This window comes from Rhodopseudomonas sp. P2A-2r (genome assembly GCF_026015985.1).
GTDB lineage: Bacteria > Pseudomonadota > Alphaproteobacteria > Rhizobiales > Xanthobacteraceae > Tardiphaga.
The window spans coordinates 2,693,154-2,716,123 of the sequence record NZ_CP110389.1; the positions used below are offsets into that span (position 1 = coordinate 2,693,154).

19 protein-coding genes and 2 pseudogenes are annotated in these 22,970 nt (G+C 65.1%); 9 read left to right on the forward strand and 12 right to left on the reverse strand.

The genetic code is table 11. The features are described from left to right. Positions 1-5 precede the first annotated feature (5 nt). A complete protein-coding gene (ybaL, locus tag ONR75_RS12640; protein ID WP_265082896.1) occupies positions 6-1,709 on the forward strand; it encodes a YbaL family putative K(+) efflux transporter in 1,704 nt (567 codons plus the stop codon). 63 nt (positions 1,710-1,772) lie between these two features. Here the strand turns inward: ybaL and ONR75_RS12645 are convergent, their stop codons facing one another. The 4 genes and pseudogenes from ONR75_RS12645 to ONR75_RS12660 all read right to left on the reverse strand — a co-directional run bounded on the left by ONR75_RS12645 (position 1,773) and on the right by ONR75_RS12660 (position 7,824). Next, positions 1,773-2,249: a DUF3455 domain-containing protein gene (locus tag ONR75_RS12645; protein WP_265083638.1), complete on the reverse strand. Its 477-nt coding sequence runs from the start codon at positions 2,247-2,249 to the stop codon at positions 1,773-1,775. 167 nt (positions 2,250-2,416) lie between these two features. Beyond that, positions 2,417-4,486, reverse strand: coding sequence for a prolyl oligopeptidase family serine peptidase (locus ONR75_RS12650; RefSeq protein WP_265082897.1), 2,070 nt, complete (start codon positions 4,484-4,486; stop codon positions 2,417-2,419). A 271-nt stretch (positions 4,487-4,757) separates the two neighbouring features. After that, positions 4,758-5,977, reverse strand: a pseudogene (locus tag ONR75_RS12655) (NADP-dependent isocitrate dehydrogenase). A 116-nt stretch (positions 5,978-6,093) separates the two neighbouring features. After that, complete coding sequence (locus ONR75_RS12660; protein WP_265082899.1) at positions 6,094-7,824, reverse strand: alpha/beta hydrolase family protein; 1,731 nt, start codon at positions 7,822-7,824, stop codon at positions 6,094-6,096. Positions 7,825-8,096: 272 nt separating this feature from the next. On the opposite strand from ONR75_RS12660, the gene ONR75_RS12665 reads away from it, so the two are divergent. Together ONR75_RS12665 and ONR75_RS12670 are read left to right on the forward strand one after the other, a co-directional pair. Then, on the forward strand, positions 8,097-9,311 hold the full coding sequence (locus ONR75_RS12665; protein WP_265082900.1) for a TrmJ/YjtD family RNA methyltransferase: 1,215 nt from the start codon (positions 8,097-8,099) through the stop codon (positions 9,309-9,311). A gap of 196 nt (positions 9,312-9,507) precedes the next feature. Next, positions 9,508-10,337: pseudogene (locus ONR75_RS12670) on the forward strand (isocitrate lyase/PEP mutase family protein). Positions 10,338-10,412: 75 nt separating this feature from the next. On the opposite strand, the gene ONR75_RS12675 reads toward ONR75_RS12670, so the two are convergent. The 4 genes from ONR75_RS12675 to ONR75_RS12690 all read right to left on the reverse strand — a co-directional run bounded on the left by ONR75_RS12675 (position 10,413) and on the right by ONR75_RS12690 (position 14,084). Continuing rightward, positions 10,413-10,595: a hypothetical protein gene (locus tag ONR75_RS12675; RefSeq protein WP_265082901.1), complete on the reverse strand. Its 183-nt coding sequence runs from the start codon at positions 10,593-10,595 to the stop codon at positions 10,413-10,415. Between the two features lie 185 nt (positions 10,596-10,780). Further along, positions 10,781-11,449: a hypothetical protein gene (locus tag ONR75_RS12680; protein ID WP_265082902.1), complete on the reverse strand. Its 669-nt coding sequence runs from the start codon at positions 11,447-11,449 to the stop codon at positions 10,781-10,783. 185 nt (positions 11,450-11,634) lie between these two features. Then, positions 11,635-11,913 carry a ribbon-helix-helix domain-containing protein gene (locus ONR75_RS12685; RefSeq protein WP_265082903.1) on the reverse strand — a complete coding sequence of 93 codons (279 nt, stop codon included), beginning with the start codon at positions 11,911-11,913 and terminating at the stop codon, positions 11,635-11,637. Positions 11,914-12,161: 248 nt separating this feature from the next. Next, positions 12,162-14,084, reverse strand: a complete 1,923-nt coding sequence (locus ONR75_RS12690; RefSeq protein WP_265082904.1) for a sigma 54-interacting transcriptional regulator — start codon at positions 14,082-14,084, stop codon at positions 12,162-12,164. 166 nt (positions 14,085-14,250) lie between these two features. Between ONR75_RS12690 and ONR75_RS12695 the strand changes: the two genes are divergently transcribed. From ONR75_RS12695 to cynS, 4 genes are all read left to right on the forward strand, one after another. Beyond that, a complete protein-coding gene (locus tag ONR75_RS12695) occupies positions 14,251-15,633 on the forward strand; it encodes a CmpA/NrtA family ABC transporter substrate-binding protein (protein ID WP_265082905.1) in 1,383 nt (460 codons plus the stop codon). Between the two features lie 172 nt (positions 15,634-15,805). Beyond that, on the forward strand, positions 15,806-16,645 hold the full coding sequence (ntrB, locus tag ONR75_RS12700) for a nitrate ABC transporter permease (RefSeq protein WP_265082906.1): 840 nt from the start codon (positions 15,806-15,808) through the stop codon (positions 16,643-16,645). Between the two features lie 8 nt (positions 16,646-16,653). Next, entirely contained in the window at positions 16,654-17,541 is an 888-nt protein-coding gene (locus ONR75_RS12705; protein WP_265082907.1) for an ABC transporter ATP-binding protein, read from the forward strand. Positions 17,542-17,559: 18 nt separating this feature from the next. Beyond that, the gene (gene cynS / locus ONR75_RS12710; protein WP_265082908.1) at positions 17,560-18,048 is read left to right on the forward strand and encodes a cyanase; all 489 of its coding nucleotides are present in this window, start codon (positions 17,560-17,562) and stop codon (positions 18,046-18,048) included. Positions 18,049-18,167: 119 nt separating this feature from the next. Here cynS and ONR75_RS12715 read toward each other — a convergent pair whose 3' ends face one another. From ONR75_RS12715 to ONR75_RS12725, 3 genes are all read right to left on the reverse strand, one after another. Beyond that, on the reverse strand, positions 18,168-18,455 hold the full coding sequence (locus ONR75_RS12715) for a hypothetical protein (protein ID WP_265082909.1): 288 nt from the start codon (positions 18,453-18,455) through the stop codon (positions 18,168-18,170). Positions 18,456-18,731: 276 nt separating this feature from the next. Beyond that, entirely contained in the window at positions 18,732-19,100 is a 369-nt protein-coding gene (locus ONR75_RS12720) for a VOC family protein (RefSeq protein ID WP_265082910.1), read from the reverse strand. Between the two features lie 83 nt (positions 19,101-19,183). Further along, positions 19,184-19,873, reverse strand: coding sequence for a helix-turn-helix transcriptional regulator (locus ONR75_RS12725; RefSeq protein WP_265082911.1), 690 nt, complete (start codon positions 19,871-19,873; stop codon positions 19,184-19,186). Positions 19,874-20,188: 315 nt separating this feature from the next. Here ONR75_RS12725 and ONR75_RS12730 point away from each other — a divergent pair, with 315 nt between their 5' ends. Next, on the forward strand, positions 20,189-21,211 hold the full coding sequence (locus tag ONR75_RS12730; RefSeq protein ID WP_265082912.1) for an LLM class flavin-dependent oxidoreductase: 1,023 nt from the start codon (positions 20,189-20,191) through the stop codon (positions 21,209-21,211). A gap of 207 nt (positions 21,212-21,418) precedes the next feature. On the opposite strand, the gene ONR75_RS12735 is transcribed toward ONR75_RS12730, so the two are convergent. Continuing rightward, on the reverse strand, positions 21,419-21,742 hold the full coding sequence (locus ONR75_RS12735; RefSeq protein WP_265082913.1) for a DUF1476 domain-containing protein: 324 nt from the start codon (positions 21,740-21,742) through the stop codon (positions 21,419-21,421). A 318-nt stretch (positions 21,743-22,060) separates the two neighbouring features. On the opposite strand from ONR75_RS12735, the gene purC reads away from it, so the two are divergent. Next, positions 22,061-22,828, forward strand: coding sequence for a phosphoribosylaminoimidazolesuccinocarboxamide synthase (gene purC / locus ONR75_RS12740; protein WP_265082914.1), 768 nt, complete (start codon positions 22,061-22,063; stop codon positions 22,826-22,828). The last annotated feature ends 142 nt before the right edge of the window (positions 22,829-22,970 follow it).

Here is a 22,970-nt window from a genome sequence, read left to right on the forward strand (position 1 = left end):
GCGGCATGGAACATAATACACCGTTGATCTCCACCGTCGTCGTCGGTCTCGTACTGGCTTTCATCCTCGGCACCATCGCGCAGCGCATCCGCGTTTCCCCTCTGGTCGGCTATCTCGTCGCCGGCGTGCTGATGGGTCCTTTCACGCCCGGTTACGTTGCCGACCAGAACATCGCCAACGAACTGGCTGAAATCGGCATCATCCTGCTGATGTTCGGCGTCGGCCTGCATTTCTCCCTGAAAGATCTGCTGTCGGTGAAGAACATCGCGATTCCCGGCGCCATCGTGCAGATCGGAGTCGCGACCTTGCTCGGCATCGGACTCGGCACGGCGCTTGGCTGGCCGATCGGTGGCGGGTTGGTGTTCGGCCTGGCGCTCTCGGTGGCCTCGACCGTCGTCCTGCTCCGCGCGTTGCAGGAACGGCGGCTGGTGGATAGCGAGCGCGGCCGCATCGCCATCGGCTGGCTGATCGTCGAGGATCTCGCGATGGTGCTGACGCTGGTGCTGTTGCCCGCGCTGGCCGGGCTGCTGAAGGGCGAGGCCGGCAATGGCGCGAGCCTGGCAGATGTGGCCATGCCCGTGCTGATCACCCTCGGCAAGGTAGTCGGTTTCGTGGTGTTCATGCTGGTGGTGGGACGACGACTGATTCCGATGCTGCTGCACTATGTGGCGCATACCGGATCGCGGGAGTTGTTTCGCCTTGCGGTGTTCGCGATATCGCTCGGCGTGGCATTCGGTGCGGCGATCGTCTTCGACGTCTCTTTCGCGCTCGGTGCATTCTTCGCAGGCATGATCCTCAGCGAATCCGAACTCAGCCAGCGTGCCGCCAACGAGACCCTGCCGTTGCGCGATGCCTTCGCGGTGCTGTTCTTCGTGTCCGTCGGCATGCTGGTCGATCCGGCCATCATCGTGCGCGAGCCGCTGCCGCTGCTGGTCACGGTGCTGATCATCGTCGGGGGCAAGTCGCTCGCGGCCTTCGGGATCGTGCGGATGTTCGGCTATCCGACATCGACGGCGCTGACGATCTCCGCCAGCCTTGCACAGATCGGCGAGTTCTCCTTCATCCTCGTCAGCCTCGGCGTCGGTCTCGGCCTGCTGCCGGACCGTGGCCGCGATCTGGTGCTGGCCGGCGCCATCATCTCGATCATGCTGAATCCGCTGCTGTTCGCGCTGCTGGACCGCATTCTGGCCGACCGCGATGCCAAGGCTGATGCCAAGGCTGCCGCGGTGGCGGGACGGCAGAGCAGTGCGCCGGCAGCGCCGCGGGTGCCGTTGCCCGCGACGACGCTCACCGGCCATATCGTGCTGGTCGGACACGGCCGGGTTGGCAGCGTCATCAGCAAGGCGCTGCAGGCCGCCAACGCGTCGATGCTGGTGATCGAGGATACGCCGGGCGCGGTGGAGCGGTTGCACAAGGAAGGCATCGAGGTGATCACCGGCAACGCCGCCGCACCCGACATGCTGCAGGCTGCCAATATCACAGCCGCACGCGGTCTGCTGGTCGCGATCCCTGACGCTTTCGAAGGCGGCCAGATCGTCGCCAAGGCACGCGCGCTCAGTCCGACACTGCCGATCATCGCGCGTGCCCATTCCGAAGAAGAGATCGCGCATCTCAGGCATCACGGCGCCAATGTGGTGATCATGGGCGAACAGGAAATCGCCAAGGCGATGCTGGCGCAGATCGGTGCGGGCGCCGCGGCCTCCGCGTAAGAACGAAGCAATTCTGTTCTCGGAGCAAGTCCGCCCTTGATCGACGACCGAGGTCAGTCCGGGTCAGCTCTTGCGTAGAAAAACGTAATCTGCCGAATAAGGCTCGCTCTGGAACGCGCCCGCCGTGCCGCACGCGCCGGTAAGCGTGCCGCCTACGGTGTTAATGCGTTGCACCGTCGTGACGCCGCTCAGGATTCCGCTGCCACGATGGGCGGCGGCGTCCAGTTTCAGCCAGGGAATGTCCTTCGCGGTGTTTCCCGGCGCACTGCCGGCGACCTTGCCGGTCACGGCGCTGCCGTCGCTGTATTCCCAGGTCGGTCCGGCATAGTGCCGCCCGACAGTCTTGCTATCGCTTATCAGCGTGGCGATAGGCTCGCGAAAAGCCCAGGCGAGCTTGCCCGAATTATCTGCCTTGCACTCGTAGACTTGCGCGCCTTCAGCGTGGAATTTGGCGATCTGGGTCTCGTTTGGCGCGGCGACAGCATCGGGCATTGCCGTCTGGGCAACGACGCTGCTGGCTGCAAGACCGAGCCAGAGCATATTCAGCGGCGTCAAGGTCGTGATGGCAAAAATTGAACGCCCACGTGTGGTCATGTTCACCCTCGCTCCACGCCGTCGTCGATCACCCATGCTGCATCGGGCTTGCATAATTCCTTCTTTTTCCCGGGACTGTCGAGCCACCCGTTATAACGAACGCGTGACTCGCGTCATGCCGCACCGATGGTCTTTCGCAAGAACGCAAAGCCCAGCGCCTGGCTCTGCGCCTGCTTGGTGTTGTCCACCGCGCCGGAGTGGCCGCCGGCGACGGTCTCGTTGAAATAGGCGGTGTATCCGAGTGCCTGCAGCGCCGCGGCCATCTTGCGGGCGTGGCCGGGATGGACGCGGTCGTCGGTGCGATTGGTGGTGACGAAGATCGGCGGATAGGTCTTGCCCGGCGCGATCAGATGATAGGGCGAGAATTTCTGCAGATAGGTCCATTCCTCGGCGATGTCCGGATCGCCGTATTCGGCGATCCAGCTCTGTCCGGCCAGCAGCTTGGTGTAGCGCGCCATGTCGAGCAGCGGCACGCTGCACCAGATCGCACCGAACAATTCCGGATAGCGCGTCAGCATGTTGCCGACCAGCAGGCCGCCATTGCTGCCGCCGTGGCAGGCGAGCTTTGCCGTGGTGGTCACGCCTGACGCCACGAGGTCGCGCGCGACGCTGGCAAAGTCATCGTGGGCAATGTGTTTTGTCTCTTTCAGTGCGGCGAGATGCCAGCCGGGGCCGAATTCGCCGCCGCCGCGGATATTCGCCAGCGCGTAGACGTTGCCGTGTTCGAGCCATAGTCTGCCGATGATGCCGAGATAGGACGGCGTCAGCGATACTTCGAAGCCGCCATAGCCGTAGAGAATGGTCGGGCGCGCCGTGCCGGGGTCGGCAAGGTTCTTGCCGATCAGGAAGTAGGGAATCTTCGTGCCGTCCGCAGCGACGGCGTGGCATTGCTTGACCTCGATGCCGTCGGAATTGAACGACTCGGGCGCGTGCTTGAGCTGTTCCGGCGCGCCGCGGCCGTCCCACAGCCACAACGTGGTCGGGCGGTCGAATCCGGTGATGGTGAACAGCACGTCGGTGCCGAGATCGGGATCGTCCTCGCCGTCGAAATTGCCCACGGAGATCGACGCGTTGTCCGGCAGGCCCGGCACCTCGGTTTCGATCCAGCCGTCATCGGTGCGCGTCGCCAGCGCGATGCGGCCGCGGACGTTGTCGAGGATTTCCAGCATCAGGCCGTGGCGGGTTTCGACGAAGGATTGCAGCGCCCGCGTCGGCGAAGGCTGAAACACGATGTCGAAGTCGCGCGCGCCCGACAGGAAGCGATCGAAGTCGATCACGGCCAGCGCGCCGGCGGGGATCGTCATCTCGCCGACCTGCCAGTCCTCCTTTGGGCTGAGCAGCAGGTCGGAGGCGTCGGCGGAGATCGAGATCTGGTCCGGCAGATCGAGCTGGATGCGCTGGCCGGCAAACGGGCCATGGGTCTGCTCGACGAAGACGTGCGAGCGCATGAAATCCAGCGCGCGCCAGTACATCACACGTTGATGGGTGGGGCGGCGGTTGACGCCGAACCATGCCGCGACGTCCTGCTTCTCGGCCGTGAAGACGACCTCGGCCGATTGCAGCGGCGTGCCACGTCTCCACTCGCGCACCAGCCGCGAATAGCCGGCTTCAGTGGAATCTTCGGCATCGAACGCGCTGCCGAACAGCAGCGTATCTTGGTCCAGCCAACTGGCGCGCGACTTTGCTTTCGGAAGATGAAAGCCGCCGGCGACAAAACTCTTCGTGGCGATGTCGAATTCGCGGACCTCGACGGCGTCGGTACCGTTGAACGACAGGCTGATCAGCGCCGTCGACTTGTCCGGCGAACGCGCTGCGCCGGCAAAGGCCCAGGAAATGCCTTCCGCCGCGTTCAGCGCGTCGATGTCGAGCAGCACATCCCATTCAGGCGCGTCGGCGCGATAGCTTTCCAGCGTGGTCCGGCGCCACAGCCCGCGCGGATGCTGCGCGTCCTTCCAGAAATTGTACAGGTGGTCGCCGGATCTGGCGACGAACGGGATCCGGCCATCGGCATTGAGGATGGCCAGCGCTGCATCGCAATCCGCGCGATAGGCGTCGTCGCACAAAGCGGCATCGGTGGCGGCGTTCTGCGCCTCGACCCAGGCCACTGCGCGCGGGCCCTCGATATCCTCGAGCCAGAGCAGGGGATCGTTGCTGCCGTCGGAGGGGTTATTTTGCACGGTCATCGATCACCTTGGCGTTTGCTATCTTGGGTTAGTAAGTGACGGAGTCGCTTCCACAAGCTCGGTGTCATTGCCCGCGAAGGCGGGCGACCCAGTATTCCACGGCGCCCGAGATTTGGCGGCAGCACTGCCGCATACTGGATCACCCGCTTTCGCGGGTGATGACAGTCGGAGTGCGTGGCCAAGGAGCGCCGTCGCGAAGGCCGCTCCAACAAAAAGTCCGGGATGCCAGAGGCAGCCCGGACTTGGTCATACGTTCAACGTGGGCCGAAGGTTACGCGGCGGGCGCCATCGCCTTGGTGAGGTTTTCCGCGACCTTGTCGAGGAAGCCGGTGGTGGAGAGCCAGCGCTGGTCGGCACCGACCAGGAGCGCGAGATCCTTGGTCATGTAGCCGGCCTCGACGGTCTCGACGCAGACCTTCTCCAGCGTCTTGGCGAACTTGGCGAGCTCGGCATTGTCGTCGAGCTTGGCGCGGTGCGCGAGGCCCTGGGTCCAGGCGAAGATCGACGCGATCGAGTTGGTCGAGGTCTCCTTGCCCTTCTGGTGCTCGCGGTAGTGACGCGTCACCGTGCCGTGGGCGGCTTCGGCTTCCACCACCGAACCGTCCGGGGTCAGCAGCACCGAGGTCATCAGGCCGAGCGAACCGTAGCCCTGCGCCACGGTGTCGGACTGCACGTCGCCGTCGTAGTTCTTGCAGGCCCAGACGTAGCCGCCGGACCACTTCATGGCAGCGGCGACCATGTCGTCGATCAGCCGGTGCTCGTAGGTGATCTTGGCGGCGGCGAACTTGTCCTTGAACTCGGCGTCGAAGATCTCCTGGAAGATGTCCTTGAAGCGGCCGTCATAGACCTTGAGGATGGTGTTCTTGGTCGACAGATACACCGGCACGCCGCGCGACAGGCCGTAGTTCAGGGAGGCGCGGGCGAAATCGCGGATCGAATCGTCGAGGTTGTACATGGCCAGCGCCACGCCTGCGCCGGGCGACTTGAACACTTCGCGCTCGATCACTTCGCCGTCGTCGCCGACGAACTTCATGGTCAGGGTGCCCTTGCCGGGGAACTTGAAATCGGTGGCACGGTACTGGTCGCCGAAGGCGTGGCGGCCGATGATGATCGGCTTGGTCCAGCCGGGGACCAGGCGCGGCACGTTCTTGCAGATGATCGGCTCGCGGAAGATCACGCCGCCGAGGATGTTGCGGATGGTGCCGTTCGGCGACTTCCACATCTGCTTGAGGCCGAATTCCTTCACGCGGGCTTCGTCCGGGGTGATGGTCGCGCACTTGACGCCGACGCCGACCTTCTTGATGGCGTTGGCAGCGTCGATGGTGACCTGGTCGTCGGTCTTGTCGCGGTATTCCATCCCGAGGTCGTAATATTGCAGGTCGATCTCAAGGAAGGGGTTGATCAGCTTGTCCTTGATGTACTTCCAGATGATCCGGGTCATCTCGTCGCCATCGAGTTCGACGACGGGATTTTTACCTTGATTTTTGCCATGAAATATCGGGCCTTTATCGCGTTGCGGAGGGGCAGGGTGGTGATGGGGCGGCTATAGCACCGCGGCCGCCCTGGCGGAAGCCAAGGCGTTATGCAGTTTCAGCCCATTTTTTGGCTCAGAACGCAGCCTGGGTCGCGGTGCCCGCCACCAAGTACCAGGTCACCAGTCCGGCGCAGATCAGCGCGCCCGGCAGGCTGGAGCCGGTGCGCCTGAAGGTGAAGGTGGCGATGACGGCCACGATGGCCAGCAGCGGCACGAACTGGATCGCCACGATGGTGTTCAGCGCCATGGAGGTCAGCACCGCCGGCGCCGGATCGATCAGCTGGCCGCCCAGCCACAGCGCGCCATATTGCACCCCGAGCAGCACCACGAAACCGCCCGCCAGCGCCACGACGTTGGTCAGGTAGACCGCGCTCCGGCCGGCGCTGAGGGTGCTGAAATTGCGATGCATGACGTTCAGCGCGATGACGAAGAAGGCGGTCACCGGCAGCACGTAGATCAGGCCCATCAGCGCCTGCTTGCCGCTCATCAGCTTGAGCGCCACGATCCAGAAGCGGAAGTCGGTCTTGAAGATCAGGTCGGACAGCCACAATGCGGCATAGCCGGCGACCAGGGTCGCCAGCGCGATGCCGATCGACAGGCCGACGATGCCATGGCGGCGTGCCCGCTTCGGCGCCAGCGGCATCAGGGCCAGCGCGATCAGCGCATTGATCACCGCCCACAGCACGACCTGGTTGGTGACGCCCTGCGGCAGCCACGGCTGCGGCTTGAGCCAGGCGCCGGCCAGCGAGAAGGCCGGGTAGTAGGTGATCGCCGGCAGCAGCGCCGACAGCACCAGCGCGACCAGCCAGCGGCTGCGGTCGACCGGGGCTTCCGTCGCCACCGCCCCGCCGACCGGGGCGGGCAGCATCAGCCGCGAGAACATTCTGGCTTCGAGCAGGCCGTCGAACATGCCGATCAGGAAGGCGACGAAGCCGAGCAAGGCGATGCCGGTGCCGATCTCCTTGCGAAACCAGATCTGGTCGGACGCGGGAAGCGGCGTGCCGCCCTGCAGGGTCTTGCCGAACCAGTCCAGCGCGTAGCCGATCGCCTCATGCGAAATGTGCTCGGCAGGGTGGGTCATCGCCGGGGTGTAGAGCACCCGGGCGGTGCCGGCCTGGATGTCGCCGTACACCTTGCCGGGCTCGACCTTGGCTGACGCGCCGAACAGCGCCCACAGCTTCGGGCTGGAGACCACATCCTTGGCGTTGGGCACGCCCCACATCAGGGTCGAAAATTCCTCGTATTGCGCGAACACCAGCGCGAGGTTGCGCGGCCAGGTGGGCGTGCCGTCGGCGGCGAACGGCTTGCCGGTGGAGGAGCCTTCCAGCACCATGGCCTTGTAGGCGTCGGGCATGGCGGTGGCCGCCGCGAGAACGGTCCAGCCGCCCATGGAGTGGCCCTCGAGGCCGATATTCGCCTTGTCGACATTGGCGAGGCTGCGCAGATAGGTCAGGCCGTCCGGGCCGCCGAAGCCGTTCGAGAAGGCCGGGCCGTCGCTGTAGCCGTGGCCGGTCTGGTCGATGGCCAGCACCACATAGCCGCGGCGGGCGAACTCGATGGCAAAGCCGTCCTGGGTCTCGCGCGAATTGATGTAGCCGTGAACGGCGAGGATGCCGGGGGCGGGCGTCTGCGCGGTGGCATTCGGCGGCGTGTAGAGCAGGGCGCTCATCGTATTGCCCTTGGCGCCGGTGAAGCGGGTGTCCTGGATCTTGATGCCGCCCGCGGTCTGGGTCAGGTGCGCCAGCAGGCCGCCGGCCAGCATCAAGACCGCTCCAACAATTGCCAGTGTCCAGCGTGAACGCATCGTCGATCCTCCTCGGCCCGCGCCGGGTGTCCGGCTTTGGGTTCGTTTTGATTGTGGTTTGGACTCCTATTCGAAAGAAGAACGAAAGCAAACAGCGAGTGAGGCCCGGCCGGCCCAATTCGGGGAAATCTCGGTGAACCGGAACAACCCTATCAATTTGCTTGATAAAATGCCCGGAATGGAGGAACAGGCAGCGACCATCTGAGGCGTTGAATCAAAATCTTCGAAGGTTGATTCAACATCTTCAGGCATTGAATCAGAAGGTGAAGTGCATGTCCGGTTCAGGCACCGACCATACCAAGGCGCACAGCGAGCTGACCGGTCCGGTGGTGGTGCTGGTCGAGCCGCAGCTCGGCGAGAACATCGGCATGTGCGCGCGCGCCATGGGCAATTTCGGGCTGACCCGGCTGCGCCTGGTCAAGCCGCGCGACGGCTGGCCCAACGTCCATGCCCGCCGCGCTGCCTCCGGCGCCGACCACATCCTCGACAAGGTCGAGCTGTTCGACACCGTGGAAGCCGCGGTGGCCGACTGCACCCTGCTGTTCGCCACCACCGCCCGCGCCCACGACCAGGCCAAGCCGGTGGTCGCCCCGGAAGCGGCGGCGCGCGAGACCGTCGCCCACGTAGCAACCGGCGCCACCGCCGGCATCCTGTTTGGCCGAGAGCGCTATGGCCTGAAGAACGAGGAAGTGGCGCTGGCCAACCGCATCATCACCTTCCCGGTCAATCCCGCCTTCGCCTCGCTGAATCTCGCCCAGGCCGTGCTGCTGTGCGGCTATGAATGGTTCAAGCTGGCGACGTCCAATGCGCTGCCTTACGCCATGCCGGAGCGCTCCGAGCCGGCGTCGCAGCACCAGATGCAGGCGTTCTTCGACAACCTGGTGCGCGAGCTCGACGCCGTCGAATTCCTGCGCCCGGCCGAGAAGCGCGACACCATGCTGGTCAACCTGCGCAACATCTTCACCCGCATGGAGCCGACCAAGCAGGACATGCACACTTTGCACGGCGTGGTGATGGCTATCGCCGAGGGCCGCAAGGGCCCGGCCAAGGGCGGCGTGCTCGACGGCGAGCAGGCGACAAAACTGCGCGCCCTGCTGGCCGAGCACGGCCAGGGCGCGCTGCCGCATGAGAGCGGCACCGTGCGCGGTCTCGCCCGCTTGTTGCGGCGAAACCCCACCGACGCCGAGCGGCTGTTGTGGGAAGCCCTGCGCACCGACCGCCGCTTCGCCGGCACCTTCAAGCGCCAGACCCCGGTCGGCCGCCACATCCCGGACTTCGTCTCGTTCCCGCGCCGCTTCGCCATCGAGCTGGTCAATGCCGACGAGACCGAGGTGATCGTGCAGGATCGCGCCGCCCGCCAGGCCTGGCTGGAGGCGCGCCACTACCGCGTGGTGGCAGTCACCGCCGACGACATCGTCAGGGATATCGGCCCGGTGCTGGCGCGGCTGGAGACGGCGCTGGCGGGCGGGATGCCGGGCGAGGCATAGCGCCTTTGTTTGTCCCGGGCGCGCTGCAGCACGACGTGCTGCTGCGCAGAACCGGGACCGCATCAAGCGCCGGCGTTCGTGACGGTCCCGGTTCTGCGCAGCAGCGTTGTCAGCGAAGCTTCGCTTCGCCTACGCTGCAGCGCGCCCGGGACACGCGCCCGACAACGAGACGCAAAAGCCAAACCGGAGGCCGTCGATGACCATCTCCACCGCCGAGAAGCGCGCCAATTTCCGCAAGCTGCACGAAGCCGGTTGCTTCGTGATCCCCAATCCCTGGGACGTCGGCTCCGCGCGCTATCTCGCGCATGCCGGCTTCCAGGCGCTGGCCTCGACCTCGTCCGGCTATGCCTGGTCCACCGGCCGCGCCGACAACCACGTCAGCTGCGACGACGTCATCGACCACCTGACGACGCTGAGTGCGGCCACCGACCTGCCTGTGAATGCCGACTTCGAGGCCGGCTTCGCCGACGATCCCGACGGCGTCGCCGCCAACGTGGCGCGCGCGGTGGCGACCGGCATTGCCGGCCTGTCGATCGAGAATTCCACCGGCCGGCCGGCGCAGCCGCTGTATGAGGACGCCCTGGCCCTTGCACGCATCAAGGCCGCCCGCGCCGCCATCGACGCCACGGACCCCGCCATCATGCTGGTGGCGCGCTGCGAGGATTTTTGACCGGCGAGCGCGATCTCGCCAGGACCATCGCGCGCCTGGTCGCCTTCGCCGACGCCGGAGCCGACTGCCTCTATGCGCCGGGCATTGCTGCCCCCGACGACATCGCCGCGCTGGTCAGGGCGGTGCATCCAAAACCGGTCAACGTGCTGATCGTCCAGCCGTCGATGACGGTGCAGGGCCTCGCCGCCCTCGGCGTCCGCCGCGTCAGCGTCGGCGGCACGCTGGCGCGGACGGCCTGGGCGGGGTTCATGGGCGCCGCGAAGGAGATCGCGGAGCAGGGCACGTTCACTGCGTTCGCCGGAGCTGCGAAGGGCGCGGAGCTGAACGGGTTGTTTGGCAAGCAATCCGAAGGTTGATCGCGTGAAAGTCGCAGCTCACTCCTAACAAAGTCGTGCGAACCATGCTGTTCGCCTCGACTTGGCTACGTTTCTCTAGATATCCCTTGTAATGCCCGGAGCTTTGTATGTGGTCATCATTACCTCGTGCTGTCGGGCTTCAATCTCTTTGAGCGCTGCCGGGTCGCGCGCTATATCTGGATCTTCTTTCTTGATTTGAAGAGCGCGTCCTTCCAACTGTAAGTCAAAGAAATCCTTTCTTTCGATTTTGGAAAGCAATCCAAGTGCTTCGGCCCAATCGCGCTGGTTGATGGCCCATCGCGCCTGAAGTTGCCAAGCGTCGTATTGGCGGCCTGCAGCTAGCGCTAATTCGACCGTTTCGGGCAGCAGTTCTGGGCTGCCGTTTTCTATCAGTCTGCTGAAAAACTCAATTCCGCCGCAGTTCGATTCCGTTCCAGACTCTTTTAGATTCCGTTTTGTTCACGGTTTTGACGCCCGGCGCCGGAGTTTTTCAGCAGACTGCTATAGCTATGGCACATTCCAGTAGAGCAATACTTAGGTGGCTTCTCCTTCAGCGCCTTCTTGATCGCGGTGTCGCGGTCGATCCAGTATTGCCCGGTGCGCGGCGTCGGATCGGGGCCGCGGCGCGGGCGGCGGTTGCCCATATATTCCAGCCGCGCCATTTTCAGCACCTGCATGGCCTGCAGCAGCCGGTCGAGATCGACCGTCTCGCTGCTCCACAACTCGCCGACGCAACGCTCGGCGAGCTGATGCAGCCTCTGCCCCAGCATGCGCAGCTTCAGCCTGCGGCCGGCGCGGGCGGTCGGTATCGTGTCGGAGGCGCGCGGCGCAAACGGGTGACGCTGCCAGCCGCCCTCGCGGGCCCAGCGCCCGACGGTGCTATGGGTGGCGCCGGTCCTGGCCGCAATCTGCTTGTAGCTCAGCGTGGTCTCTTCGATCAGCCGGCGCGCCAGGGCGACCGTGGCATTGGTGTGCAGCCGCTTGCAGCCCTTGGGGCGGCCGCCTGCCACCGGCGGCGGTCCGTCCTCGATCGGGCCCGGCGTCAGCCGGACCACGGAGGAGTCGACGACGCGAAATTGCGGGGCAAAGAGCGGAACGAGAGGATAGGGCATGCTGACTCCCGTTAAAGCGCGGTCCAATCAACTAAGGAATATATACCTATTACGGGAAAATGCAAGCGGGAGCCGGGGCGATCCCGACGTGCCCGGAGCCGCGTGGCGTGGGCCCCGGCGCGCGCCGCGCTGACCGCGCTGTTAGCGGACAACGCGGTCTCCGCGCCCGGCGGTCCGTCGCGGGTCTATGAGCTGATGCGGGCCGCGTCGAACGATCGGGACTGCGCGGCGTCGACCGCCGCGATGGCGCCGAGGTTCCGATAGTGATCGAGCACGAACAGCCGGATCGCGGACGAGAGATTGCCCTGGCTGCGATTGGCATCGATGCCGCCGACCAGCTCTGACAGAGTGGCTTTGCGACTGGACGCGATTTCCTTCATGCCGCTCCAGAACGCAGCCTCAAGGCTGACGCTGGTCTTGTGGCCGCCGACGACGACGGAACGTTTTTCCACGGGTGATTTCACAATGGGCCTCCTGCTATCAATGATATGAAAGTTTCGTCGTGATCGCGGACGTCGCTGTCCGATGTCGATTCCGCGAGGCGCCTGCTCTGCACGAAGACGCCGGAAATTGGCATCAAGCGCGCGTTGCGACTCTCAGGCTTTCATGCCGACCAGAATCCCGCGTGCAGCGAATAACCGCAAGATCGTAAGACTACGGGATGTGGTGCGCCTGCGGCCACAGAACCGGGCGCCGGCCCTGCGGATCGCGGTCAGCCAGCCGCCTGTCCGGAACGCGCACCCGCAATGCCCAACACCTTCATGCGCGACGCCAGCGTGGTCGGCTTGAGGTCGAGCAGTTCGGCGGCGCCGCCGGGGCCGAACACCTTGCCGTTGCAGGCGAGGAGCGCCGCCTGGATGTTGCTGCGCTCGAGGTCGCGCAATTCCGCCGAGGTCATCACCGCCGGTCTGGCGTCGGCCCTGGCGCGGCCGGGCGAAGCCGCCGCCACATGCGGGCCCGGCGCGTCCGGCAGGTCGATGCGCAGCCGGCCGTTCTGCGCCAGGATCACCGCGCGCTCGATGACGTTCTGTAGTTCGCGGACATTGCCCGGCCAGTCGTAGCGCGCGAGTTTTCGCGCATCGCCCTCCGAGAGACGCAAGTCGGATCGCAATTTCTCGCTCATCAGGAAGTGCTGCGCGAGCAGCGGAATGTCCTCGCGGCGCTCGCGCAGCGGCACCGACTCCACCGGAAACACGTTGAGCCGGAAATACAGGTCCTCGCGAAATTTTCCGCGCGCCACTTCCTGCTTGAGGTTGCGGTTGGTGGCGGCGATGACGCGGACGTCGACGGCGCGGGTGCGTTCCTCGCCGACGCGTTCGAAATTGCCCTCCTGCAGCACGCGCAGCAGCTTGCCCTGCAGCTCCAGCGGGATCTCGCCGACCTCGTCGAGAAACAGCGTGCCGCCGGAGGCGAGCTCGAAGCGGCCGATGCGGTCGCGCACCGCGCCGGTGAAGGCGCCGCGCACATGGCCGAAGAATTCGCTCTCGAACAGTTCGCGCGGGATAGCCGCACAATTGACCCGGATCAGCGGCCGGTCGCGGCGCGCGCTGGCCTCATGAATCGCGCGGGCGATCAACTCCTTGCCGGTGCCGGACTCGCCGGTGATCATCACCGCGGCTGTGGTCGGCGCCACCAGCTTGACCTGGCGCAAGGTCTGCTGGATAGCCTGGCTCTGCCCTATGATGCCGCGCGGATTGGTCTCGATGCGGATTTCCTCCTGCAGATAGGCGTTCTCCAGCTCCAGCCGTTCGCGCAACCGGTCGACTTCGGCGAGCGCAGCGTGCAGCTTCTCGTCGGCGGCGCGGCGCGCGCTGACGTCGCGAAATACGATCACCGCGCCGATCACCATGCTGCGGTCGCGGATCGGCGTGGAGGTGTATTCGACCCAGACCTTGCTGCCGTCCTTGCGCCAGAACACCTCGTTGTCGACATTGTGCACGGCGCCGTCGCGGAACGCGGCATAGATCGGGCAGTCGTGATCGGGGTAATGGCTGCCGTCGGCATGGCTGTGGTGCATGATCGGGTGAATGGCCTTGCCCACCAGCTCTTCCGCGCTCCAGCCGAGCATGCGCTCGGCAGCGGGATTGACGAAGGTGGTCTTGCCCTCGGCATTGACGCCATAAATGCCTTCGCCCGCGGCGCGCAGGATCAACTGGTTTTCCCTCTCAATATCCTGGAACACGCGCTCGACGCGCTGCCAGGCGGCGAGTCCGCTGCGCATGTGATCCTCGGCGGCGCCATCGACGCCGCGGCGGCGCCGCGCGTCGAGGTCGCTCATGGTCAGCAGCAGCAGCGCGCGCTCGCCCTGCGGCACCGCAGAGCCGGCATATTCCAGCCGCAGCGTCTCGCCGGTGGCGTGGCGCGGCGTCAGCGTCGGCGTCCACCAGGCGCCCTTGTCGAGCACCGCCTGGGTGAACACGATCAGCGCCGGCACCTGGCCCGGATGCAGCGCGCTGATCCTGGTCTGCCGCAGCAGCACGCGGTCATAGCCGAGCAGGGCGCAGGCCGCCGGATTGGCATCGACGATCTGGTCGGCGTCGGGATCGAGCAGCAGGGTCGGCTCGACGGCGTAGTCGAAGCTGACGGTGCGCAGGTCGGCGTCGCGGGAGGCGAGCTGATAAGGCTGGGAATCCATCGCGGCCAACTCCGAAAAATCGTGATCCGGTTACGAAATATCGGATATCACGAATTTTCGTAATCGGCAATTTGCGCTTCCGACGTTGCGGCAATGCGACTTCTGCGCGGCGCCGGCGCTGGCACACTCCTTGCGTAGCGATAGCCAACGCCACGCAGGAGGTCCCATGTCCACGTTCGACAATCCGTTCGATCCCGCTCGCCGTCTGCGCTCCGGCTGCCCGTGCGGCCAGCATGCCAGCGGCGCCGAGCATGACGCCAGCCTGCAGCTCGCTTGCGCAGCGCCCGAGGATGAGGCCAAGCGTTATGAGGGCGTGGTCGCCTCCGCGGTGATGCGCGCGGTGTTTCCGAAAGAGGTGGCGCGGCGCGCCTTCCTGAAATCGGTCGGCGCCTCCGCCGCACTCGGCGTGCTCTCGCAGTTCTTCCCGATCAAGATGGCCACCGAAGTGTTCGCACAAGGCGTGGGCAAGCTGGAGAAGACCGATCTCAAGGTCGGCTTCATCCCGATCACCTGCGCCACGCCGATCATCATGGCCGACCCGCTCGGCTTCTACGCCAAGCAGGGCCTCAAGGTGGATGTGGTGAAGACCGCGGGCTGGGCCGTGATCCGCGACAAGACCATCAACAAGGAATATGACGCCGCGCATATGCTGGCACCGATGCCGATCGCGATCTCGCTGGGGCTCGGCTCGCAGCCGATCCCCTATACCGTGCCGGCGATCGAGAACATCAATGGCCAGGGCATCACGCTGGCCATGAAGCACAAGGACAAGCGCGACCCCAAGGACTGGAAGGGTTTCAAGCTCGCTGTCCCCTTCGACTACTCGATGCACAACTACCTGCTGCGCTACTATCTCGCCGAGCACGGCATCGACCCCGACACCGACATCCAGATCCGCTCGGTGCCGCCGCCGGAGATGGTCGCCAACCTCCGCGCCGACAATATCGACGGCTTCCTGGCGCCCGACAATATCTGCCAGCGCGCGATCTATGACGGCGTCGGCTTCATGCACCTGCTGTCCAAGGAAATCTGGGACGGTCATCCGTGCTGCAGCTTCGCCGCCAGCCGCGAATTCATCACGACGTCGCCGAACTCGTTCGCAGCATTGACCCGCGCCATTGTCGACGCCACCGCCTATGCCTCGAAGGCCGAGAACCGCAAGTCGATCGCCGAGGCCATCGCGCCCGCGGCCTATCTCAACGCGCCGCCGGTGGTGCTGGAGCAGGTGCTGACCGGGACCTATGCCGACGGCCTCGGAGGCATCAAGGTGGATCCCAAGCGCGTCGATTTCGATCCGTTCCCGTGGCAGTCGTTCGCTGTGTGGATGATGACGCAGATGCAGCGGTGGGGCCAGATCAAGGGCGACGTCGACTACAAGGGCGTGGCCGAACAGGTGTTCCTCGCCGCCGACACCGGAAAGGTGATGAAGGAAATGGGCCTGACGCCGCCGGCGAGCGCCTACAAATCGTTCCAGGTGATGGGCAAGACCTTCGATCCGGAGAAGCCGAAGGAATATCTGGCGAGCTTCAAGATCAAGAAGGCGACGTGATGAACAGTCTCGTGTCCCGGACGCGATGCGGCGCAGCGCACGAAGTGCGGTGTGCTGCTTCGCAGATCCGGGATCCATTCATGCATCGCGCAACGCATGGGTCCCGGGTCTGCGGCGCATCACGTCGCTGCGCGACGTACTGCACCGCGCCCGGGACACGGACCGCAACGCCATGACCTTCTCCCTCCGCTTTCGCGCGGCGATCGTGTCGCTTGTCATCCTCGCGGCGTTCCTCGGTGTCTGGCACCTCGCGACGCGTGGCACCGGCACTGCTGCGACGATGTCGCCGGAATACGCAAAACTGATGGGGCTCACCGCCACCGCCGGCAAATCGGCGATGCCCGGGCCGCTCGATGTCGGTGCCAAATTGTGGGAGCACCTCAAGCATCCGTTCTACGACAACGGTCCCAACGACAAGGGCCTCGGCATCCAGCTCGCTTACTCCATCGGCCGGGTCGGGCTCGGCTATTTCCTCGCGGTGATCGTGGCGATCCCGCTCGGCTTCCTGATCGGCATGTCGCCGCTGATGAGCAAGGCGCTGGATCCTTTCATCCAGATCCTGAAGCCGATCTCGCCGCTGGCGTGGATGCCGCTGGCGCTCTACACCATCAAGGATTCCAGCCTGTCGGCCATCTTCGTGATCTTCATCTGCTCGGTATGGCCGATGCTGCTCAACACCGCCTTCGGTGTCGCCGCCGTGCGTCGCGAATGGATCAACGTCGCGCGTACGCTGGAAGTGGGCAGTCTACGCCGCGCCTTCACAATCATCCTGCCGGCCGCCGCGCCGACCATCCTCACCGGCATGCGGATCTCGATCGGCATCGCCTGGCTGGTGATCGTCGCCGCCGAAATGCTGGTCGGCGGAACGGGGATTGGTTACTTCGTCTGGAACGAATGGAATAATTTATCGATCACGAATGTGATCATTGCGATCCTGATGATCGGCGTGATCGGCATGCTGCTCGATCAGATATTAGCGCGCTTCACCCGCATGGTCACCTTTCCGGAGTGATGCAGCACATGACCGATAAATTCATTTCCATCGAGGGCATTTCGAAACGCTATCCGGCGGCGGGTGGCGGCAGTACGGCGGTGTTCGAGAATCTGTGGCTGTCGGTGCCGCGGGGTGAGTTCGGCTGTGTGATCGGGCATTCCGGTTGCGGCAAGACCACGGTGCTCAACATCCTCGCCGGGCTGGATGAACCCAGCGCCGGCACGGTGATCGTCGACGGCCAGGAGATCTCGGGCACCTCGCTCGATCGCGCGGTGATCTTCCAGAGCCACGCGCTGCTGCCATGGCGCACGGTGATGGGCAATGTCGCTTATGCTGTAACCTCGAAGTGGCGCGGCTGGGATAAGGCCAAGGTCAAGGCCCACGCGCAGACCTTCATCGATCTGGTCGGTCTCACCGGCAGCGAGCACAAGCGGCCCTCCGAACTGTCCGGCGGCATGAAGCAGCGCGTCGGCATCGCCCGTGCGCTGTCGATCACGCCAAAGATCATGCTGATGGACGAGCCGTTCTCGGCGCTGGACGCGCTGACCCGCGGCACGCTGCAGGATGAAGTTCGCCGCGTGTGCACCGACACCGGCCAGACCACCTTCATGATCACCCACGATGTCGACGAAGCGATGTATCTCGCCGACAAGATTTTTCTGATGACCAACGGCCCCGGTGCGGTGCTGGCCGAAGTGGTCGAGAATCCGCTGCCGAAGGACCGCTCGCGGCTCGATCTGCACAAGCACCCGCACTACTACGGGCTGCGCAATCACATCATCGATTTCCTGGTGACCCGCAGCAAGACCTTCACCCAGACCACGCCGGACTTCGACCCGCGCCGCGTGCCGGTGGTGCGGCCGGCGTTGGCCGAGCCTGCGCTGGTGCCGCCCGCTCACAGCATCGCCCGCTAACAATCATAGGAGAGACCCATGATCCGTTCCGACCTCACCGAAAAACTGCTCGACATCAAGCGCGACAATGCATGGAGCTGGAAGTACATCTGCGAGAAGATCGGCGGCCATTCCGAGGTGCTGATCGTCGGGGCCATTCTCGGCAACATGAAATTGACAAAACCGCAGGCCGCCGCCGCCGGCGAGCTGTTCGGTCTCAGCAAGAGCGAGATCGCCATGCTCAACGAGGTGCCGATGCGCGCCGAGAACGTGCAGATGCCGCCGACCGATCCGCTGATCTATCGCTTCTACGAGATGGTGATGGTCAACGGCCCGGCGTGGAAGGTGCTGATCGAGGAGGAATTCGGCGACGGCATCATGTCGGCGATCGACTTCGACATGGTGATGAACCGCGTCGCCAATCCCAAGGGCGACCGCGTGCAGATCACCATGTCAGGCAAGTTCCTGCCGTACAAATATTACGGCGCCACCGGCAACAACCAGGAATACGGCTTCAAGGAGGAGTAGGCGCGCGCCGTCGCCACGGCGCGCCGTGACGTCACGCCGCTCGGCGAGCTCGAATCTCTCCCGCCACGAGTCGTGAAAAATCCGCCGCGCCGCGATGGCGCGGCGGATTTGTGTTGCCGTTACCTGGACATGCCGCCGTCGTAGGGGCCGCGGTTGGACATGCCGGCGGTGCCATAGTCAGACGGGCTCTGATAGAGGATCCCGCGCTGCATTCTTGCGTCTTCCCGCGGCTGGTTGGAATCAGGGCGGTCGACGGCGACGCCGGTCGAGGTGGTGCCGGGAATATTGACGCCAAGACCGTCCGAACTCGGCTGCGGCGCATTCGGATTGGCCTGCGCAAGAGCGGCGCCGGATATCATGGTGGCAAGTGCAGTCGCGATGATCATCGTCTTCGTCTTCGTGTTCATTTGAAACTCCGTTGGTTATCCCCGCCAGACAATGACGTGAACGGAGTCGCGTTCCGTCACAGTCCGTCGATCAGGCCGTGAACAGCGCTCCCGGTTCGGTGAATGCGACTTGATGTTGCCGTCGCGCTATTCAGGTCATGGTGGAGCGCAACGCGCCGATCGGGAATGCGTCGGCGCCATCACCATCCGGTGAAGTCGATGCTGCCCACCGGCCCATTGATCGATCGCTTCCCGGAGATGGCGATGGTCAACGGTCCGGCATGGAGGGCGCCGCGCCTAATCGCGGTCCGGGGCGCAGACGCGCAGGCGGTGGCCGTCGGGATCGGCGGCGACAAAGGTGCGGCCGAAATCCAGCGTGGTCAGATCCTGCACCATGGGCAGGCCGCGCGAGGTCCAGTCGGCGTAGCAGGCCTCGACTGCGGCGCGGCTCTCCAGCGCGAACACGATCTCAATGCCGCCCACAGGCGTGGCGGCGGGCAACACGGCATGGCGCGCCCACAGCGCCAGGATCGGGCCGGTGTCGCCGACGAACATCACGAAAGTGTCGGAGGTCTCGACCGGCGCGCGGCCGAGCAGGGTGGCGTAGAAGCCGGCGCTGGCTTTGGGGCTGTCGACATAGAGCAGGGTGAAGGCGGGTGTGAGCATCTGTTCGGTCCTGTAACGCCGCGGGGTGCGGCGGCCACCGTGTGCGCTCCGGCGCTGACAGTTTCTGTCAGCAGCGCACAGGCTCAGATCTGCTCGGGGATGGCGTGGCGCGCGCGCCACTCGGCCAGCAGCGTGCGCCGCCGCCGGCCGTAGCGTTCGCCGGGGGTGACCGAGGCCAGCCGGTCGATGCGGAAATGGCGGAAATCGTTCTGCCGCTCGCACCACGCCACCAGCACCTGCGCGTGGTCGAAGAAGCCGAGCGCCAGCGGCCATACCGTGCGCGCGGTGCGGGCGCCGCTGGCATCGACATAGTCGATGGCCAGCCGCCGTTCGCGCACGATGGCCTGGCGCAGCGCGGCGACGTCCACGGCGACGGCCGGCGCGGTGGCGCTGGGCCCGGCGAGCAGGGCGCTGGCCTCGGCGCGGGCACGCAGCTCCGCCGGCAGCACGCCGGAGATCTTCGCTAGCGCATCGGCGGCGGCGGCGCGCAACGCGCGGTCGCCGCGCTGCGTCACCATGCGCAGCCCCAGCACCAGCGCGTCGATCTCGTCCTCGACGAACATCAGTGGCGGCAGCACGAAGCCGGGATGCAGCACATAGCCGAGGCCGGCGGCGCCCTCGATCGGCGCGCCCTGCGCCATCAGGGTGGCGATGTCGCGGTAGATGGTGCGCTCGGAGACCTCGAGTTCCACGGCCAGCACTGCCGCCGTCACCGGACGGCGGCGGCGGCGGAGCGCCTGGATCAGGCTGAGGAGGCGCGTGGCACGGGACATGGTGCAGTATAGCGCATTGGGGAGCCATGGGGAGGGCGGGCCGAAGCGTAGAACGGGGGTGTCTCTTGAAGCGAGCGTAGCCCGCGCGAGCGGAGCGACACGCGGGTCTTGTTGCCAATGACGCTCCCGCATATCAGCATGCGCTGATGCGGCCTATTTGCTAGGGATCCGCCCTTGAGTGGCGCTCGTCAAGGCGCCGCCAACGATCCTGCGATTGGAAACCCTGGGTTTCCGCGACTGCCCCTGTTGCCAGGGGAATACAGGCCTAGATAGGGAGCACGAACCCGCCGCATCCCATCCCCCGAGTCCCCCCACATGAAACACATCGGCTTTCTCTCCTTCGGCCACTGGACGCCGTCGTCGCAATCGCTCGTGCGGTCGGCGTCCGACGCGCTGCTGCAATCCATCGATCTGGCGGTCGCGGCCGAGCAGCTCGGCGCCGACGGGGCGTATTTTCGCGTGCATCATTTTGCCCGGCAGCTGGCCTCGCCGTTTCCGCTGCTGGCCGCGGTCGGTGCGCGCACCTCAAAGATCGAGATCGGCACCGGCGTGATCGACATGCGCTACGAAAACCCGCTGTACATGGCGGAGGATGCAGGCAGTGCCGATCTGATCGCGCGCGGCCGGCTGCAGCTCGGCATCAGCCGGGGCTCGCCGGAGCAGGTGATCGAGGGCTACCGGCATTTCGGCTATGCGCCGCCGGAAGGCCAGACCGATGCCGACATGGCGCGGCACCACACCGAGGTGTTTCTCGATGTGATAAGGGGCAAGGGATTTGCCCAGCCCAATCCTTCGCCGATGTTTCCCAATCCGCCCGGGTTGCTGCGGCTCGAGCCGTTCTCCGAAGGGCTGCGCGAGCGCATCTGGTGGGGCGCCTCGACCAATGCCACCGCGCAGTGGGCAGCCAAACTCGGCATGAACCTGCAGAGCTCGACGCTGAAGATCGACGAGAGCGGCAAGCCGTTTCATGTCCAGCAGGCCGAGCAGATCCGGCTGTTCAAGGCGGCCTGGACAGAGGCCGGGCATGCGCGGGCGCCGCGGGTGTCGGTGTCGCGCAGCATCTTTGCGCTCATGAATGACATGGACCGCGCCTATTTCGGCCGCGACGGCAAGGACAGCGACAAGGTCGGCTATCTCGGCGGCACCGAGCGCGCGATCTTCGGCCGCAGCTATGCGGCGGAGCCGGACGTGCTGATCAAGCAGCTGGCGGAGGACGAAGCCATCGCCGAGGCCGACACGCTGCTGCTGACGGTGCCCAATCAGCTCGGCGTCGACTACAACGCCCATGCGATCGAGGCGATTTTGACGCACGTCGCGCCGGGGCTGGGCTGGCGGTAGGGGCGCTTGCTTACCCTCCCCTGGCGCGGCGCAGCCGCGCGGGCGGGGAGGGTGGCACATCGTGAGCGAAGCGAAAGATGTGCCGGGTGGGGGCGCCACAAACTCTCCTGAGCGTGGTGCCGCCCCCACCCCGGCTCACTTCGTTCGCCGACCCTCCCCGCCACGCACAGCTTCGCTGTGCTTCGGGGAGGGTAAGCAAACCGCGCCTTACGTCCCGGCCTTCACCTGCATCACCGCCTGGGCGAAGAATTCGTCCATCTTGACGCGCAGCTGCGGCTCGGTGAGGGCGACGCCCTTTGCGGTGAGGTCGGCCAGCACCTTGCGCACCACGTCGGCGTCGCCGGCTTCCTCGAAATCGGCGGCGACGACGTCCTTGGCATAGGCAGCGGCGGCGTCGCCGGTGATGCCGAGCTGTTCGGCGACCCACAGGCCGAGCAGCTTGTTGCGGCGCGCCTCGGCCTTGAACTTCTGCTCCTCGTCGAGGGCAAATTTCCGCTCGAAGCCGTCTTCGCGCTTGTCAAAAGTGGTCATGATTCGGGGCTCCGGATGGTGGCTCTGTCGATGCCTGGAAGGTGATGAAGGCGCGGTTGTGGTCCCGGCCAGGAACCCTAGATAACCACCAAGGGCCGATGAAACAACGGTCCGAAGGTCGCAGGGACGGGGTAAAACTTAACCCAACGGGACCGGATCGATTGTGCTTGTCATGTCAATCGGCTAGGTTGCCCAAAGGCCGGGTTCTCGTTCTGTTTCCTCCCGTACCTGGCTACACGGCAGCTCCGTCGTGGGTCGCACCTGTCATTCGCGGAGCATACCTATCCCATGGATTTCAACAACACACGGTACATCCCCATGAGCCGTCGACGTCGCATTTATGAAGGCAAGGCCAAGGTTCTTTATGAAGGACCGGAGCCCGGAACCCTGATTCAGCACTTCAAGGACGATGCGACCGCGTTCAACGCGAAGAAGCACCAGATCATCGAGGGCAAGGGTGTCCTCAACAACCGGATCTCGGAATACCTGTTTCAGCATCTGAACGACATCGGGGTGCCCACCCACTTCATCCGCCGCCTCAACATGCGCGAGCAATTGATTCGCGAAGTCGAGATCGTGCCGCTGGAAGTGGTGGTGCGGAACGTGGCCGCGGGATCGCTGTCGCAGCGCCTCGGCATCGAGGAAGGCACCCAGCTGCCGCGCTCGATCATCGAGTTCTATTACAAGAACGACCAGCTCAACGACCCGATGGTCTCGGAAGAGCACATCACCGCGTTCGGCTGGGCCACGCCGCAGGAAATCGATGACATCATGGCGCTGGCCATCCGCGTCAACGACTTCCTCACCGGGCTGTTCCTGGGCATCGGCATCCGCCTCGTCGACTTCAAGATGGAGTGCGGCCGGCTGTTCGAGAACGACATGATGCGCATCATCGTCGCCGACGAGATCTCGCCGGATTCCTGCCGGTTGTGGGACATCAAGTCGAACGAGAAGCTCGACAAGGACCGCTTTCGCCGGGATCTCGGCGGCGTGCTGGAAGCGTACACCGAAGTGGCAAAACGCCTCGGCATTCTCGCCGAGAACGAGCGCCCGATGGGCACCGGCCCGGTGCTGGTGAAGAGCTGAGCTTTCCTCATGGTTCGAGACGCGTCGCTGTGCGACGCGCCTCGCTATGAGGGACCTTCATCCTGAGGAGCGGGCGAAGCCCGCGTCTCGAAGGATGAGGATGTTGCGGTGTATTCTCCCGCGTCAGGCGGGGACAAACAGG

Coding starts and splice junctions, on each gene's coding strand:
- ONR75_RS12725 (WP_265082911.1), bottom strand. CDS start 19,873: ATGTCCCGTGCCACGCGCCTCCTCAGCCTGATCCAGGCGCTCCGCCGC.
- ONR75_RS12690 (WP_265082904.1), bottom strand. CDS start 14,084: ATGGATTCCCAGCCTTATCAGCTCGCCTCCCGCGACGCCGACCTGCGC.
- ONR75_RS12720 (WP_265082910.1), bottom strand. CDS start 19,100: ATGCTCACACCCGCCTTCACCCTGCTCTATGTCGACAGCCCCAAAGCC.
- ONR75_RS12645 (WP_265083638.1), bottom strand. CDS start 2,249: ATGCTCTGGCTCGGTCTTGCAGCCAGCAGCGTCGTTGCCCAGACGGCA.
- ybaL (WP_265082896.1), top strand. CDS start 6: ATGGAACATAATACACCGTTGATCTCCACCGTCGTCGTCGGTCTCGTA.
- ONR75_RS12695 (WP_265082905.1), top strand. CDS start 14,251: ATGTCCACGTTCGACAATCCGTTCGATCCCGCTCGCCGTCTGCGCTCC.
- ONR75_RS12730 (WP_265082912.1), top strand. CDS start 20,189: ATGAAACACATCGGCTTTCTCTCCTTCGGCCACTGGACGCCGTCGTCG.
- ONR75_RS12680 (WP_265082902.1), bottom strand. CDS start 11,449: ATGCCCTATCCTCTCGTTCCGCTCTTTGCCCCGCAATTTCGCGTCGTC.
- ONR75_RS12660 (WP_265082899.1), bottom strand. CDS start 7,824: ATGCGTTCACGCTGGACACTGGCAATTGTTGGAGCGGTCTTGATGCTG.
- ntrB (WP_265082906.1), top strand. CDS start 15,806: ATGACCTTCTCCCTCCGCTTTCGCGCGGCGATCGTGTCGCTTGTCATC.
- ONR75_RS12650 (WP_265082897.1), bottom strand. CDS start 4,486: ATGACCGTGCAAAATAACCCCTCCGACGGCAGCAACGATCCCCTGCTC.
- ONR75_RS12735 (WP_265082913.1), bottom strand. CDS start 21,742: ATGACCACTTTTGACAAGCGCGAAGACGGCTTCGAGCGGAAATTTGCC.
- ONR75_RS12715 (WP_265082909.1), bottom strand. CDS start 18,455: ATGAACACGAAGACGAAGACGATGATCATCGCGACTGCACTTGCCACC.
- ONR75_RS12705 (WP_265082907.1), top strand. CDS start 16,654: ATGACCGATAAATTCATTTCCATCGAGGGCATTTCGAAACGCTATCCG.
- cynS (WP_265082908.1), top strand. CDS start 17,560: ATGATCCGTTCCGACCTCACCGAAAAACTGCTCGACATCAAGCGCGAC.
- ONR75_RS12665 (WP_265082900.1), top strand. CDS start 8,097: ATGTCCGGTTCAGGCACCGACCATACCAAGGCGCACAGCGAGCTGACC.
- purC (WP_265082914.1), top strand. CDS start 22,061: ATGAGCCGTCGACGTCGCATTTATGAAGGCAAGGCCAAGGTTCTTTAT.